Below are 17,610 nucleotides of genomic sequence, written 5' to 3' on the forward strand. Positions count from 1 at the left end.
GCGGAACAGTACAAGCTGTTCCCACGTCCCGTCAGGAGCCTGCATTACGGGATGCCCTGCGGGAAAAACATTATGAGTTCACGTCATTTCTTAATACTAATAATAATAGTCTGCGGTCACACAAGCGTCACATAGCATTAAAAATAGTAATTTTATGAAACTTTTTCAAAAAAACAACTGCCCCGGGGGGTTTTTAGCCCCGGGACAGCCATTCTGCTTTTACATAGGGTGCATCCTATGCACTTTTATTCCCTTTTTTCTTTTTACGGACAACCACGATAGCGATACATCCGCCAAGTCCTGCAAATGCTAACACTACGTACGGAATCGTCTGCGTATTGTCGCCGGTCCTCGTGCCGCCGGATCTGGTGGTTCTGACCCTTGTTACCCGGTTTACCGGAGTACGTGTCGTCGTCCTCTCTGTCCGGGTCGTCGGCTTATAGATACCGGCATCCCAGGTCAGATCTACCGCACCTTCATTCAGATAAAAGGCTGAGGTGTAATACCAGCGGTCGCCGGCTCTCCTCGACGCATCGGAATCGATCTCATCTCCGTTATCTCCGGTACCACGGTTATAACGGGTATTCACGTAATCCTCCGGTATCTGGAATTTTACCCGGTAATATCCGGCTTCCAGGCCTTCAAAGAGATATTTTCCGTCTGCATCTGTCGTAGTCTTTCCGACCGCAACCCAGGCGCTTTCATCCCGGGAATTCCCCGAAGTATTCATTTCAAGGACTACAGGAACTCCTGCGACTCCTTTCTCATCCTCATCCTGTATTCCATCGTGATCGTCGTCATACCAGACATAATCTCCGATGGCGCCGTAAACTTTAATGATACCGGCATCCCAGGTCAGATCAGTCTCACCGTACCCAGGCTTGATATACGTGGTCACGTATCCGCCTGCATGTGTCTGCTCAGGTGTTACCAGAGGGGTAATATCCTTCATATAGGTTCCTATGGCGTCAGAATCTACAGCGCTGTTATTGCCGCTGTTCAGGGCTGTGATATGGGTATTTTCCGAAAGATTAAATACAACCCTGTATTCTTTTGTAATTCTGCTGCTGCTCTCAAGCTCTGTAAATTCGTATCGCCCATTCTCATCAGTCACCGTATAAGCCGCATATTCCCATTCGGATTCACTGTCCTTACGGCTCTGAAGCACCACAATCACGCCAGGAACAGGAGTCTCTTCCGGATCCTGAATGCCGTCCTTATTCTCGTCAATCCAAACGTAATCGCCTATCGTACTGTACATTCTGGCGCCGGCGTCCCAGGTGGTCGTCACTATATCCTGGCCCAGCCGTATCCTGTTGATATATCCATAGGTCCTGTCTGCGCCGCTTCCATCTTCCTTCAGGTCAAACCGGTTCACATCAGAATCTTTATCAGAATCCTGCGCGGGATCAGATGTACCATTGTCGCCGTCAGCGTTGGCCTCCACGCCGTAATAGCCTGCGGGATACGTGAATTTCACGCTGTAATCCTTATATTCCGTACCGAAAGCAAGATGATCGAAATAATAAGTGCCGTCCGCGCCAACCGTCTGGCTGGCCATCGGCTGTTCCGAAAGCGATCCGTCAGCCACTACCTCATAAAGCTCTACCAGAGTTCCTTCCAGCGGAATGTAGATGCTCTGAAGATCATCATAATCCTGATCGTCAAATACGAATCCTCCAATAGCGCTGTACACCACCAGGCCGGCATCCCATCTGGGATCCGTCCGGTTATAAATACCCTGGCTGTTCAAATCCTCCTCTGTGAGGCTGATGACATTTGTCCTCCGAATTCTTCCGTCCTCATCCACATTGATGCGGGCGTCAGAATCAGTGCCTGATTCTCCGGCCGCCACATCGCCGCAGGAAGTAAAGTCGTACCGGTAGGTATAACCGCCGCCATTCTGCTTCTTCAGGTTGCTAATATCAAATTCCACTACATAATAGCCTTCCATAAGGCCTTCAAACCAGTAGCGGCCCTCACTGTCTGTCACTGTGCGCGCCACATAATCCTGGTCCGTCTGAACCTCTCCGTCAGCTCCGCCGACTTTATACAGGAACACAGGTACATCCGGTACGCCGGCCTCTCCATCATCCTGTACGCCATTGCAGTTGGTATCCAGCCATACATAATCCCCGATGGCATATGCCTGGACAATCCCCGCGTCAATCGTCAGATTAGTTTCCCCGCTGAGGGTTCCGTCGGGATTGGAGCTGATACTCAGTGTGACGTCACCGCTTTCCCCGCTGGCTGACGCATCAGAGTCAGCTTCAAGATTATCTCCGGCATACTGCTGGGTAAACGTATATCCCGCATACCGGTCACCCCGGACAAATTTTACCTGATAGGTATAATACTCGCTGCCCACGTAATCCGACGGATCTGTGGATCCTTCCTCTGCTCCGTTGGCCAGATACTGACACGCCAGCCCTGTAAACAGATATCTGCCGTCCTGATCGGTCTGTGTCGATCCCACTTTCTGGATATCGCGTCGGACTGATCCGTTGAACTCATAATAGCGCGTCTGCCACAGCTCTACAGTCATACCTTCTACCGCTGCTTCTTCCGGATCTTGTATTCCATCCAGGTTCCTGTCAAACCAGACATAATCTCCGATGGCGCCGGTTGGAAGATCCATAGTCGCCCGCACTTTGTTGGGTTCCGCCTGATCCTCCAGCGGTATCTCTGTCACCAGTGCGGAAGAGCCTTGCTTCACGACACTGACAGCAGCGGAATTATCCATATATTTACCGTAATACTCACTGATTTTATCAGCCGTATAACCCGGCGTCTTCATAGTCAGCACGATCTGGTAAGTACCTGCCGATGCCAGCCCTTCCGAAACGCCTCCATTTGTGAAGTCAATTTCCATTCCGAGAGCTGACGCATCTGTGCTGACGCCTGCCGTCCATCCCTGGCTCCAGTCAGAAGCCTTATAATACATGGGCTGGAGAATTCCACTTCTCTCATCATCACTCCGGGTGCTCCAGTCGTAATCTGTGGAATACCAGGTGACCGCTCCCTTATCCTCCTCGCCGGACGCTTCCAGGAGCTTCATATCCTCATAGCCTTCTCCAAAAGGAATATCTGTTCCCCGTATCTCTCCGCTGCTCAGTACATACGTATCATCTGCACACGGGAAAATATCTACCAGTTTTGCCTTCTCAATAAAGGTATCTGAATAGTTGTATAACGTGAGCCGGTAATATATTTCCTCGGAAGGATGCACTTTTGCCACTTCACCCCTGGGCAGCCAGGTAATTGTTCCGTCAGAATTCTTCACTCCGATTTCTTTCAGCAGCTGCACAGCGGTCGTATTGGTCACAAAAGCCGTGTCTGTATCATTCACATAGCTGAGGTCATTGCTGATCATTCCGTCAGTAACGTCATTTTCATACAAAACCTGACTATAAGGGGTAAAACTCAGGCCCTTGGGATTCTCCGCAGATTTCGGGATTTTTGCCGTGCTGCTCAGGTATGCCGGAATTACCAGGTTAAAGCCTGGCTTTTGTTCATAGGTTATATATCCTGTGAACTCAATCTCAATCCGCTCACCCGGCGCAAGCCTGGTTAAATCACTGTCTGCAAATTCAAACGCATACTGAGTGGTGGGATACTGTCCGCTTTCCTCATAAGAATCCCCTCCGTAATATCTCTCCGCGGCCGTCGTTTCTGTAGCTGTCAGATTGTACATCCTGGATGGGATAACCACCGATGCGCCGTCCGCACTGATTTTCTTCACGAGGAAGCCTTTTTCCCACTGTGTTTCATCCAGGGTAGTCTGTGCGGGCAGCTTGAACGACAGCACCGCCTGCCTCAGGACTTTCTCCGGGTCATCGTCGGACATGTTCTCAGCTGTCACCCGGAAGTTAATTTCATCTCCGGAATAAAAAGTCTGCTTATTGTCCGTGATCTCCGTCTTCACCTGGATCTCCGGAATCTTATTGACAAAGGAAGGAATATCCGCAATCACCTGGTTAGAATTCAGGCTGTATTCTCTCGTTTGCTCCTGCCCGGCAGCATCCAGATAGGTATCTTTCCAGGTGATGGACGCCGTATTATTGACCCGGCGTACCTCAGGATCATTTTCCGTGGACCATTCGCCCCTGTTGGCAAAGGTCACATTCAGAAGGATTCCGTCACTCTCGAATTTTTCAAGGACGTTCGTATATTCTACTTTTACACCGACCACCGGCCGGTCAAACTGAACCGTCTGGTTTTCTGAAATGTCAGCTAAAGTCTTTACCTCGTTCCAGATGCCGGCAGTTTTCTCATCCATGGAGTACTGGGCATAGATGACCGCCCCCGCTTTTTCCCGGATATCGCCGTTGGCCGATGCATTTACGGTAACAGAATTGATAGAGTAATCCCGGTCTGCAGCCGTCAGGTCTCTGTAAGCTTCTGCCCCGTCATTAATTTTCTCAATGTACTGGAGGCCGATGCTGTTGTCTGTCACTGTTAAATCTTTTACCGGCTTTTCATTCGTTCCGTCAGCATAGCCGTCCAGCTTAAATTCTACATGGTACTCGCTGTTCAGCAGGCTTTCCGCAGCCGTCACAGGACCGTCGGTAAATGTAGTCTCATCATCATCCGCTCTGGCTTCCCGGATCTGCTTATGGATCTGTCCGCCCAGTCCGGTGATAGAATCATCTTTCTTATTGGCAAACACCAAGCAGTTCTGTGTATCATCTTCCGCCTCCGCAGGAGTGTGGAAGGGATATACCGTCACCACCCGCTCTGTTACGGACAGGTCGCTGTCCAGGGTATAATCTTCCGGCGCGCGTGTCTCCACAATCTTATATTCAGTACCGCCTGCCTCCGCCGGGAGGAAATCGGATACCACGCCTTCAGACGCATTGGTGATGGTCAGCGTCTGCAGCGGCTCCCGGTTCCATCCGTCTGCCTGGGAAGCATCTTTGGCATAGATCTTGAATTCAGCTCCCGTCAGTTTATTTGTGCCGTCCTCGTTGGTCTTCAGAATACGGAGCTTTCCTGCATTTGACGGATCCTCGAAGCTAACCGTCTTATCCAGGACTCCGGTTTTTACCTCTGTCACCAGCGCGCCGGTTTCGATGGTCACCTTTTTCGCTTCATCCGTAATTCCATATCCCTGGCTGTTTACAGCATTTTCACCGTCCGCGGTTTCCTTGATCCAGTAATCTCCCGGATCCAGCTCCGTCCATGTGATGATTCCATTTGTATCGGTGGTACCTAGAGAACCTTCAACTTCATTTTCGCAGTTTTCATCCCGGTACAGCTTATAAGTCGCGCCGGACAGAACCGCTTTTGTCGTTCCGTCTCCGTCCACACCGTATTTCGTCAGTGTTATGGTGCCCTTCGGGCTGTTATAGGCCGTCAGCTTCCTGGTCACTCCGGCTTCAATGGAAAATTCCATGGGTTTCTCCAACAGTGAGAAGGTAATGACCTTCTGTGTGCTGGAAGAGTCCGTATAGCTGTAGACAGGCGCCGTCACCTCTGTGATCCGGTACTGTCCCGGCTCCAGATAGCCGGAAGTATAGGAGGAATCTCCCTCATGGCTGTTCATAGTGAACGTTGGCTGATCCGGATTGTACACTTCCCATGTGTCGCCATTGAATTTTTCCAGTTTAAATACTGCACCGGACAGCTGAGTCAGATCGCCGGCAGCCTCTGTTTCCGATCCATCGTACTTATACAGCGTGAAACGTCCCTTTGCCGGATGATTGGTAATGATATCATCTTCCAGGGTACTTCCATCGGCTGCGTAAACCGTCTTTGTTTCCGTATTGTTGGTGATCTGTACCCAATAGCTGGGCGCCTGGGCATAGCCCTCCGGAACCTTGGACTCTGCCAGCTCATACCATCCAGCCTCCAGTCCCTTACTGGAAGCCAGGCCCTGGCTGTCAGTAGTTATCTCCGCGGCTGCCTGGGCATCCGCGCTGTGGACCTCCCCACAGTTCTCAACTTTATAAAGCGAGAAGGTAACTCCGCTCAAATCAACGGAAACCTGCGCCGTATCATCAATCCCCTGCCAGGAACCCTGCTTATGGATTGTCACAGTCCCCAGCTTGTCGTTATACAGAACTCCTCCGTCTTTCTCAAAGGTAAACTCTGTCTGATCCCGGCTATAGGCCACCGTGATCTCATAGATCTCCGTATTCACGTCATATCCTGCGGGCGCTGCAAGCTCCCTCACATAAAAGGTCTGTGCAATCTGCGCAAATCTCAGGTTAGTAAATCTGACACGACCGCTGCTGTCGGTATTCTGCACATCAACAGCGTCTGCTTCTGCGCCTCCCTTTGCCTTGTCTTCGTCATCATACAGAGCGATCTTCGCTCCCGGCAGAACGTTGTCCGTCCCGGTAACCTTCTTGTTCACCGTAATAGAAAACAGCTTTGTATTCGTGATATCACTGCCTGCCGCCGTAACCGCATTAGAGGTTACCATGTAGGGGCCTGTCACAGCATGTTCCACATCAACGGCATAGCCGTCCGGGGCAGTGATTTCCTTCAGATAGTAAGCTCCCGCAGGAAGTAACGGTGAAGTGCCTGTTCCTTCAGCCTCTGTCGTAACAGATGCGTTAGCGCCTCTGATATCCTTAGCTCTGTCCATACAGCCTTCATCCGTGTAAATTTCAAAGACTGCGCCCCCGAGTCCGCTGCCGTCATTGGCATCGGTTTTCCACACCTGGAATTTTCCGTAGGCGGTATCATTTTCAAACCGTCTGCTGTCTCCATCCGCGTCATCCAGCGCCACACTTTCTCCGGCTCCGATCACAACCGTGCGGACAGCTTCGGATAATGTATATTTCCCGTCGCCGGCCTCCGTCCCGGATTTTGTACCAGTCTCCTTCAGATAATAGGTGCCTGCGTCCAGATTCGTCCATGTGCAGATCCCGCTTCCATTGGTAGTCCTGGAGGATACCTTGGACTCTTCAGCACAGCTGCTGTCTGTGTAGAGAGTGAATTCCACACCCTGAAGATTGCTGTCATAAACGCCGCCGTCAAACATACCAACCTTTAGCAGCTTCAGCGAACCCTGCTTAACATTCGTCAGCACAAGCGGCTGATCCAGTCCGGCTTCTGTGGAAGGTACGTCATTTCCTGCAACAGAGCCTGTGATTTTTCCTCCTTCAATGCTAAAGGCCAACGGATGATCTTCTCCGTACTGAATGGTATATCCCGATGCTGCCGTTTCCACAAGCTTATAATTGCCCGCCGGCAGGAAACCTGATTCATAGATTCCCGTCCCTGTCTTGGGAGCCGTGATTTCATCGCCTGCCTGTTCCCAGCTCTGGCCGTCTGCCGCCTGGCGGTACAGCTTAAACTTCACATCTGTCCCTGTTATTAATTTCCCGTTCTGGTCCACCTTCTTGAAAATAAACTTTCCATAGACCGCCGGATTATTAAATACTGCCTCCGACGCCGTTTTCCCGGCTTCAACCTCTATCACCCGATAGGTATCTTTCACATCAGACGGCATGCTAACCGGACTGTCTGCCGGCAGGTCAGCTTCTGTCTCTTCTACAATATAGAACCCGGCCTCAAGAAGCACCGACGTATAGATTCCGTCGCTTCCTGTAGTTCCCGAAGCGAGGGGCGTCTCAGATGCCTTGGTGTACTTTGTTCCATCGGAAGACTCATAGCTTCCGCCGGCATCCTCAACCGCCTGATATACCTTGAAGCCCATACCGGCCACGGTATACGTCTCACCGTTAAGCTCTGTCACCTTTTTCACGGTAAGCCTTCCCAGCTTGTAGTCCACCACCTGAAGCGCCGATGTAAATCCGCTGCCGTCATCCTTGACGACAACCGTATAAGCCGTATAACCCAAGGCATAACCTTCCGGCGCGACCGCTTCAACAATATAATAGGTATTTCCCGGCTGAAGGGACTCGAACTCGAACTGGCCGTTAGAGCCGGACACACTGGATACCTCTGCTATTCCATGCTGCTGCAGGAACGCTTCCGCCTTCAGATCCTTTGCCAGCTGCATCCTGTTATCTACATTTACAGCCAGGTTCAGACTCTTAAGGTAAGAAATAAAGCTTCCGGCAGAAGTGCTGTCCTCAAACGCAGCAAATACAGCCCCTTTCAGGGTGGCGCCGGTATCGGAAACCTTCGTTCCCGGACCTGTCATCTGATAGTTCAGGAAATCCGTGCCCGTCTCTTTCCCCTCAGTAACCGTAATCGGTCCGCTCCATTCTCCGCCATACGGATACCATGTGCCGCCGTATTGCTGATTTACCTTCGTCAGGTCAACTTCCTTAATATAGTAGGTTCCCGCCTCAATATCAATGGACAGAGCCGAACCGGTTCCGTGTGTGCCCGATTCCATAATATAGCCTCTGTCGTCTGTGGAAGCAGTTACCTGAACCTTCACTACCCACGCTCCGTCCGGAGCCTGTACCGCGCCTACAGTGCCCTCATCACAGGTCTTATAAACTTCAAACTGGGCGCCGTCCAGCAGACGGTTCTGATTGTTATAATCCCTCTTATTAATGCGAAGCTTTCCTTTATCCGTATAATTCTTAACAGGTATTTCATTGTCATTCCCCGCGGTCTGGCCCGGCGTGATCTCACAGGACCCGACCACCCATACGGTCTCTCCGCCGATCGTCAAAGATACGGCATCTGTACCGGCATGGTAATCCTCCGGGAAGGAAGCTTCTACGATCCAGTAATCCCCTGCATCCAAAAGCCTGGAAACGCCCGTAGCTGATGAAGTGAGATTGATCACATCTGCCGGAGATTCATAATTCTCTGAGGTGATATCTGCAGCAGGATTCTCACCCGTTTTTTTGTATAGGCGGATGACCGCTCCGGTCAGATCATACTCCACAGTCTGGCCTTCCTGGCCTGTCAGGCCAAAGGACGCATATTTGTGGAATCTCACCTGTCCCTTGGGAGCATTGGTAAGCGCACTGTCTCCCGTCAGGCTGGTAGTCTTACCGGCTTCGATAGAGAACGGAACAGGAACCGCATCCAGCGTATAGTTTCCGTTGACCTCTGTCTCCACCAATACATAATCTCCCGCCTCCAACCAACCGGTTGCAGCATACTGGCCGCTCTTACCTGTTGTGGTTATGGTACCCAGAGCTTCTCCCTCCGGCTGGCCGCTGCCGTCATTCCTATAGATTGCGAAGGTGGCAGTTATATGGGTATTGCTGTTGGTGCTGGAAACCTTATCCAGTTCCAGTTTACCCTTTGTCGTCACATTGTTGACAACTGTCGTATGGTCGTTGTTATAGCCGGTCTGGTTGTAGCCGGGCGTCACCTGAACGTGAATATCCGCCACAGGCTCATAGCCTTCAGGAACAGTTTCCTGAAGCAGATAATCACCTGGCTCCAGATTGTCGAAGACAACGGAAGCTGCTCCGCCGCTCAGTGCAGTTATACCGGAAGCAATCTGGCCCCCGTCCGCCTGCCATTGACCGTCCTCGAATTTCGCCCTGTAGAGCGTAAAGGTAACGCCTGCCATCGGCAGCGTGCCCTGGCTTCCCGCATCCATATTAGTAGTCTTTTGGACGATAATCTTTCCGAGGCGGTCGTTCCTGAAATCGACCGACACGCGCATATTGGCGCTGGAGGCCTCTGTCGTCTTAATTGATTTGACTTCAGCGCTCAGCTTATAGCCAGACGGTACGCCGACTTCCTTCAAATAATACCATTTTCCAGGCTCCAGCCCTGAGAAGGTACACTGGCCCTTGCTGGTATTCGTTGTTTTCTTTCCTATATAAGTGTCCGAACTTTTGTTCAGGTCCGCTTTTTCTTCAGCGGTCAATGTATCCCCGTCATAAGGCCCATAAAGCTCGAAGGATGCTCCGCCCAGAACTCCCGCTGTCACAGAATCCTTTTTAGTGACTTCAATGGAGCGTGACTGGTCATTCTCGGCAGTCACTTCCGTCTGATGGTTCGCTTCCACCTCTACCTTTATTATCTCGTCTGAGAGTACATAGCCATCCGGAGCGCTAACCTCCTTCAGGTAATAAACCGTCTTGCCAGTCTCTGCCGCAGGGACTGTGGTTGTCGCCCTGCCTTCAGTATCCGTAACCATAAATACTTCCGCACCGCTGCTGTCCGTCAGGGGAGTCTGGCACGTTTCATCCTGGAATACCTGGAACCTGGCCCCTCTCAGCTTCGCATCCGGATTAACCCTGTCCGTCTTAGTAAGAATAATCTGGCCGTATATGGCTTTATTTGTCACTTTAAATATATTGTTGCCGTCTGAAAGCTGAACCTTATGCTTTGAGGTGTCATTCACCTCATAGCCATCCGGGGCTGTTATTTCTTTATAATAATAGGCGCCGGGAGCCAGATACAGATCTGTAAAACTTCCGTCCGGCTGCCTGATTCCGCTGACAGAATTTTTCGTCCCGTCCAGATATGTCTCTACTGTGGCTATCGGCGTATCGCTGTCCGGATCGTCATAAATCTCAAAAATTGCGCCGGCAAGCTGTTCCGTTGTCACTGTCTGGCCGCTGCTGGACTGAATCGTCCCCACCTTATTAATTACCAGCTTTACTTTTTCATCATTTTTAATGATGTAGGTATTTTCATTTACTGTGTTCGCTGTCACAAGCACAGAGGTCAGTCCATCCCCGATGATCGCGTAGTTCGTGGGCGCCTCAATCTCTTTCAGTATATAATATCCTGCCTCGAGCGCTCTGGAAGTGACCGCTTTTGACCCGCTGACAAGTATATAGTCAGAACCATTCATCTGCACCGGATCGCTTCCCTCTGGAATCTCCGTCAGCTGGCTGTCATAAGGGCCGTACAGCTCAAACTTCGCTCCTTCCAGATTGACATCTGTCTCCTGGCTGTCTACTTTTAAGAACCGAAACTTACCCTTGCCTGAAATATTTTCAAAGACAGGGGCCCCGCCAACATTCGAGAGTCCATCCGCATTCGGAAGCCCCACCGGATAGTTGATCTGTCCGCCTTTTACTGTCACAGTGATCTTCTGGTCATTGACCAGGTAATCACTGTCAGTTACCTTCGTCTCCTGGAGTGTATAGGTTCCCTCCGGAATTCCTTCAAAGAATACTCTTCCATTTTTATCCGAAACTGCCTCATACACCTTTGAAGTATCCTTCTGATCCGTGAGGACGAAGGCCGTTCCTTTCAGGGATTTGGTTGCACCTTCAGAATCCTTGCCGTATTTATAAAATTCTACATTGCCATAGGTATCCGCTGTGTTGGTCACCACAACCTGGTTATTGTGCACTTCTGCCGTCGTCTCATCCGCGCCGACAGTAACTGTACCATCCTCCGCAAGCGTTATTTTCACCACGTCGTCAGCGTTTTCCAGCCCGTTGCCCTTGACTGTCTCTTTCAGGTAATAGGTGCCCGGGCTGAGTTGATAAAAGGACACGCTTCCTCCGGAACCTACCTTCTGCTCCGCACCCGCCAGAGAGGTACCTGTATAATTATAGGCAATATTGTTGCACTCTTCATCTGTATAAAGAGCAAAGGCTACGGTTCCATAACGGCCTTCGCTGTATTCATATTCTTCTGAGCCAATTTGTACATGCTTCCGGACCGTCAGGTTCTGGAAGCCGGCCTGATCTGATTTCTCACCCAGGACAATCTCGGCGGTATCACTGTCGGTCTTTTCCGGCTGTCCTAGCAGCGTATATTTGAGATTTGCCGCGTTCTGCAGCCAGTATTCCTCCGCCGCCGGCACATTAGATGGACTCAGGTACGGCATCTTCGGATACTTCACCGTATATGTATAAGTGGTGTTCACCGGGGTTCCCGCCCCTATATACGCTCCGTCCTCAGATGCTGTTGCCGTGCGGTTCAATGTGATACTTGTATCTCCGGGAGTATAAGTATAATCCGTCCCCTGCTGGAGTGTCACCGTGGTTCCGTCACCGCTGCTCATGGATACATCTGTAATCTCTGCCGCCGCGCCGCCCTGGGGATAGCCGATATGCTCTCCATCATCATTCATCTGCCCGGAATCCGCCCCGGGAAGCACATCCTGGATCACAATGCCGGACGCCAGCTTCAGGCGTCCCATGCGGTCGGTATCACTGACCTTCCCGGAACTGTCTGTATTCTGAAGGTTTAGCGTATAGGGAACATAATAATAATCATCGTCAGAGGTCACAGTTCCTACAGATTTGGTGATGTCCCATCCGTCACTGGCTCTGACTGTCACCTTCGCTTCCTTGCCGCTGACCAGAGAGCCGGTCACCAGCGTGCCGTCACTGACGCTTCCTGTCAGCGTAGGATTCAGCTGGATCTCGGAACCTTCCTCCCACTCAAAATTAGAAGTCTGGAACTTAATCGTAATCCGGCGGCCAGTTCCTGTGGTCAGAGTCGTCTTAAGACCTATATAAAGTGTATTCCTCCTCACATAGGCCGACTGGACATCCTCACCGGTTACCGACAATCCGCCGATTCCTGCTTCATCGCCCACTACAGATAAGCGGTTAGCAAATGTCCCATCCAGAGGGATCTGAATCGTAACCGCGGTATAATTGGCTCCGCCCGTCAGGGGCAGAACCGTATATCCCAGTATATAGTCGAAGGTATCACCTGACTGTACATCCGCTGTCCGGTTTCCGCTTGTATTGATGGATGCCTCAAATTCAAAGTTCTTATTCTCCTCCGCCGCTGGCGCCGCGTAGCTTTTCAGGCTGTTCACAGCTGCCGGCCGGGAAGATTGTGTCTCAGAGGCAGCTTCCTGTGCAGGAGTAACCGCCGGTTCCTGTGTAGCCGCAGGCTCTTGCGTGACCGTGGGTTCCGGCGAAGTTACAGGGTCTGTCACCGGCCCGTCAGAGGGACTCACCGTTGGCGTCGCCGCACCGTTATCTGTTGTATCCTCCGCTGCCGATGACGAAGCCGATGTCTCCGTTCCGCTTCCAGCAGCATCTGCCATAACCGACAGCACGCTGGAGTTGGAAGTCAGCAGCATCAGCATTGTCAAAAAAACAGCTATTGTCCGTTTCATTTTACTCTTCATGCCTCTTCCTCCTATTTTTACCAATCTGAATGCCCTTCAAAACGACAACTGTATAGATACAGGTCACTGCCAGTCTTCTGGTTTCTCCTCTTCAGGCGCCATCGCCTCCATCGCTGAGTCCATCAGCTTCAGCAGCTCCAGGGCGCTGCGGAAAGGAAGGGTCTTTTTCTGCTCCACCCAGGTCACGTTGCCCTGCCAGGTGTGATTCTGCTTACATTTAATATCTACGACAAAGGACTGTCCGCCCATTTTCGCGGCTTTGTTCTTGAAATCTGCCATTCTTATACACCTTACCTTTCTATACTCCAGAGTATACAAAAGAAATCCGGAACCTTATGCAAACTGCTCCACGATTCATAATTTGTCTTCAGTATACTGCATCTCAGTCACGCAGTGGTCATACAGACGGAGGATTATTTCAATTTTTCCTTTAATATTAAGCCCAGGAGCTGTAAATCACTGGAAAACTTACCGGATACCTCACCCTCACTGTTATATACAAATCCCTGCCAGCTGCTGTGCAGCCTGGTGATGATCTGGATATCCACGGTCTTACACTCTCCCTTCAGCTCCCTGATTTCTTCAGATGTGTGATATCTGGGGGGATTCAGGCAAAAGCCGCCGGCAGTTGTGCCGGAGTTCTCCCGAAAGCTCCGGGATCTCCGGGTGGCCTGAGGCTTCCCGATCTGATCCAGCAGCTGGTCAATCAGGAGCAACAGCCCGGGAGTATCTCCGAAAGAATGAATATCCCGCAGGCCAACCCCTCCTATATAGCCAGAAACCTCCCCCTTTTCCAGATCCATCTGGTCTATACAGACCCGGAGAAATGTCGGCTGAAATTCCATATTTTTACCATCCATGGCTGACCCTCCTCTAATCCAGGTTCAATTCATCTAAACTATATTGAATTCGCACCTTCGCATGTTTTTTAATAGAATAAAAGTTATAGTTTATCCGGTCCAGCACCATCCGTGCGTTCTCATACTGACAGCCCGGAAGCATGACCAGAAACTGGCTTGTACTGTATCTCGTTACCACATCTCCCGAACGCAGCGAGTTCAGAAGGACCGCCTGCATCTGGTCCATTCCTCCGCTCATGACAGACAGGTATTCCACACTGCCTTTCTCCAGCTTTGCTTCCGTATGGAGCGTGATTATGGAAAGATAGATAGACATCCCGATCCTGCCCGCACGCCGCACTTCCAGTTCATAAGTCTTCTTAAATACACCGTACTCACAGTAAAAGGCCCCTCTTTTCTCCTTCGCCTCCCGCAATTCTTCCTGTATCACGTTCAAATCAGCTTCCTGGTCGTGAAGCTGTTTCATCATCTCATCATAAATCTCTTGCAGATCTTCTGAAGGCCTGACCCCCAGATTGTCATAGAGCAGTTCCACTGTCTCCCGGTAATGCTCCGCCGCCAGGCTCTGTTTATTACCGCCGATATACGCCCTGAGCAGGCAGCAGTGCAGCTCCTCATCCAGTGAATCCATCTCAATTGCCTTCCTGCAGATTCTCTCCATCTCTTCAAACTGGTTTTCCGCCTCAAGAAGCGTCGCCAGCTCTTTTACCACAGATAAAAACAGGCTGTGATAATAGACCGATAGGGACATGATCCAATACTCATCTGAAAATTCCGGCAAAAATCTTCCTTTATAAAGGGCCACCGCCTTTTTTTCTTTCAGAATCTTCTGCTCCGGATCGGACTCTTCCCTAGCCTCCGTACATAGCTTTTCAAATTCTTCAGCATCCACGCCGACAGGCAGTTCAGGGTTCCACTGATAACTGCCTTTGCCCGTAATGACAAAGTTCCTGTCTCCCCAGGTTTTCTTCAGTATATTGCGGAGGCGGTACATCAGATTCTTTAACGCACCCGCAGGGTTATCGCTCCTGTCATCCGGCCACAATACCTCTGCCAGCTCCTGGACACTGGTGTTTTTCCCACGGTGATAAATCATATAAGAAAGTAATTTTGTTACCATATCGGATCGTATCTGATCCTGACTCAGAGGCACGTTTTCTTCTGCCATCTGAAATTGTGCAAAAAACTGAGCATAGATCATATGCTGTTTCCTCCTGTCTTTTACCCGGACGCCATTAAACATCATTAACTGCTCCCATTTTATAATAATCTAAAAACCATTACAACTCTTTTATGAAAAGCCTCTAAAATCTTGTGCCTCCCCGCCCTGTTGTGGTATGATAAAATAGTTCTTAATCTGATATGGAAATATACACGAAGAAAGGAGAACGGTAATGCGCAGGCACCTGAATGGTCTGTTACTGACCTGTCTGCTTTCGGTTATATTGCTTTTTTGCAGCTGCGGCAACCAGAAGGATACCCCTTTAACCGGCCAGAACAGGCCAGGAAAAACCCCGGTATCTTCCCCTGCTGTTACTAAGCCCGCAGCTTCTGAGGCCCCCGCCGCCGGCAAATGGGACAATACGCCAAAAGTGCTGATCCCTGCAGCCGGCGGTAAGGCAGCCTTCCAGGAAGGAGGGCTTGAAATAGATGCTTCCCATACTGAAAATGGTTACATCATGGTGAGGTACAGCGGTCCCTCTGACAAGGTCAAATTCTTTGTCGTCACCCCTGATGACGTGCGCTACACCTACGACCTTCCGGTTTCTGAAGATTATATGGCACTTCCGCTGACTGGAGGAGACGGTACCTACACACTGGATGTGAGAGAACATGTGCAGGATAAGCTCTATTCCAACCTTTTTAAGCAGACAATAGACGTAAAACTGAAGGACGAATTCCAGCCCTTCCTTTACCCGAACCAGTACACCTGGTTCACTGCCTCCACCAAAGCAGTTATAAAAGCATCTGAACTGGCTGGCGGAGCGTCCGACGGCCTGGATGTCATCACAGCTGTCTATAATTACGTGATCACGCATGTTACCTATGATGAAGAGAAAGCCCGTACCGTACAGAGCGGCTATCTGCCTGATGTAGATGAGACTCTGGATACCGGTAAGGGGATCTGCTTTGATTACGCCGCTCTGATGACAGCGATGCTCCGTTCCCAGGGCATCCCCACCAAGCTGGAAATCGGTTATTCGGGAGATATCTACCATGCCTGGATCAGCACTTATATCAACGAAACCGGATGGATAGACAACATTATTCAGTTCGACGGGAAAAGCTGGTCTCTGATGGATCCGACCCTGGGCGCCTCGAATGATGCGTCAGATTTGCGTGATTACATCGGAGACGGAACCAACTATACTGTAAAATACTCCCGCTGACAGAGATGGAAAGGAGCCTTTATGACACACAAACAAAATCCTAAAAGTCTTTCCCATTCGGAAATCGCTTCCTTCTGCAGCCAGATGGCAATGATTCTCCGGGCCGGGATATCTTCCCTTGAGGGGATTGCCATTATGAAAGAAGAAGCCACGTCTGCGGAAGACCAGAAGATCCTTACGGCCATCTATGACTCGCTGGCTGAGACAGGGCAGCTGGCAGCCGCCCTTGAAGCTACCGGCGTGTTTCCCGCATATTTTCTGCAGATGTGCCGTATCGGAGAGCAGTCCGGCCAGTTGGATAAGGTCATGACTTCTCTTTCCGCCTTCTATGAGCGGGAAGCCGGAATTGCCGAATCGGTGCGCAGTGCCGTGACCTATCCTATGGTCATGCTGATCATGATGCTGGTAGTGGTTGCAGTCCTGCTCTCTAAGGTGCTGCCTGTATTCCAGCAAGTCTTTACTCAGCTGGGCGCAGAGATGAACTGGGCATCCCGGAGCCTGATGGAATTTGGCAATGTATTGAACCGTTACGGGATTGTGTTAATCCTCGTGATCCTCATCCTGGCAGTGCTGGCGCTGTACCTGACCAGAACCCAGAGCGGACAGGCCCGGCTCGCTTCAGTCAGCGGCCACCTCCCATTTTCCAGGAAGTTTGCAGACCTGACTGCTTCCTGCCGGTTTGCAGGAGGTATGTCCCTCCTGCTTTCCAGCGGTTTCTCACCGGAGGAAAGTATTTCTATGGCAGGCAGGCTTTCCGAGGGAACACGTTTCCAGAAGAAACTCCAGGACTGTCTGGAAAAGCTGGAAACAGGTGAGGCCTTGTCCGACGCCCTCATTCAATCCGGCATTTTCACTGGCATTTATGGACGGATGGTTCTTGTAGCTCAGAAAACCGGTACCTTGGATGAAGTCATGCAGAATATTGCAGTCAGGTATGAGGAAGAACTGGACGGACGTCTGGCCGCCACCATGGCGGTGCTCGAGCCGACCCTGGTTGCCGTTCTGTCGGTAATTACAGGAGTCATTCTGCTGTCCGTCATGCTGCCGCTGATGGGAATACTTTCAGGTATGTAGGAGGTTCTGCATGGCAAGATTTGGTGCAAAGAAAACATCTGGAGGCAGGAATATTTACCTGTCCGTGATTATATTCCTTCTGCTCATCTTTCTTTTCCTTTCCGCCATACACTCTCTGTCCAGCGGATCTCTGGAAGAACAGCAGAAAAACCTGGAGCAGGCGCTGACACAGGGCGCCGTACATTGTTATGCGGTGGAGGGCTCTTATCCGGAGAATCTGGAACAGCTTTTGTCCCGTTACAACATCGTTTATGATGAATCCCGTTTTTTCATCGATTATCAGACAGAGGGGCAGAATATGATGCCCGACATTACCGTTATTCGCAAACAATAG

The 17,610-nt window shown here is 50.7% G+C and carries 7 protein-coding genes; 3 read left to right on the top strand and 4 right to left on the bottom strand.

All coding sequences use genetic code 11. The annotated features are described in order from the left end of the window. Nucleotides 1–235: 235 nt before the first annotated feature. The 4 genes from H9Q79_RS13670 to H9Q79_RS13685 form a co-directional block, all read right to left on the bottom strand. On the bottom strand, nucleotides 236–12,952 hold the full coding sequence (locus H9Q79_RS13670; protein WP_249328527.1) for a SpaA isopeptide-forming pilin-related protein: 12,717 nt from the start codon (nucleotides 12,950–12,952) through the stop codon (nucleotides 236–238). A gap of 63 nt (nucleotides 12,953–13,015) precedes the next feature. Beyond that, complete coding sequence (locus H9Q79_RS13675; protein ID WP_118644312.1) at nucleotides 13,016–13,231, bottom strand: hypothetical protein; 216 nt, start codon at nucleotides 13,229–13,231, stop codon at nucleotides 13,016–13,018. 134 nt (nucleotides 13,232–13,365) lie between these two features. Continuing rightward, entirely contained in the window at nucleotides 13,366–13,812 is a 447-nt protein-coding gene (locus H9Q79_RS13680; protein WP_118644310.1) for a hypothetical protein, read from the bottom strand. Nucleotides 13,813–13,825: 13 nt separating this feature from the next. Continuing rightward, nucleotides 13,826–15,013: an AfsR/SARP family transcriptional regulator gene (locus H9Q79_RS13685; RefSeq protein ID WP_249328528.1), complete on the bottom strand. Its 1,188-nt coding sequence runs from the start codon at nucleotides 15,011–15,013 to the stop codon at nucleotides 13,826–13,828. A 193-nt stretch (nucleotides 15,014–15,206) separates the two neighbouring features. On the opposite strand from H9Q79_RS13685, the gene H9Q79_RS13690 reads away from it, so the two are divergent. From H9Q79_RS13690 to H9Q79_RS13700, 3 genes are read left to right on the top strand one after another with little or no spacing between them, the layout of a single operon-like run. Further along, nucleotides 15,207–16,202: a transglutaminase-like domain-containing protein gene (locus H9Q79_RS13690; RefSeq protein WP_249328529.1), complete on the top strand. Its 996-nt coding sequence runs from the start codon at nucleotides 15,207–15,209 to the stop codon at nucleotides 16,200–16,202. 21 nt (nucleotides 16,203–16,223) lie between these two features. Beyond that, complete coding sequence (locus H9Q79_RS13695; RefSeq protein ID WP_249328530.1) at nucleotides 16,224–17,276, top strand: type II secretion system F family protein; 1,053 nt, start codon at nucleotides 16,224–16,226, stop codon at nucleotides 17,274–17,276. 10 nt (nucleotides 17,277–17,286) lie between these two features. Next, nucleotides 17,287–17,610 (top strand): hypothetical protein, encoded by a 324-nt coding sequence (locus tag H9Q79_RS13700; RefSeq protein ID WP_118644300.1) that lies wholly within the window; start codon nucleotides 17,287–17,289, stop codon nucleotides 17,608–17,610.

The organism is Wansuia hejianensis (genome assembly GCF_014337215.1).
Classification (GTDB): domain Bacteria; phylum Bacillota; class Clostridia; order Lachnospirales; family Lachnospiraceae; genus Scatomonas; species Scatomonas hejianensis.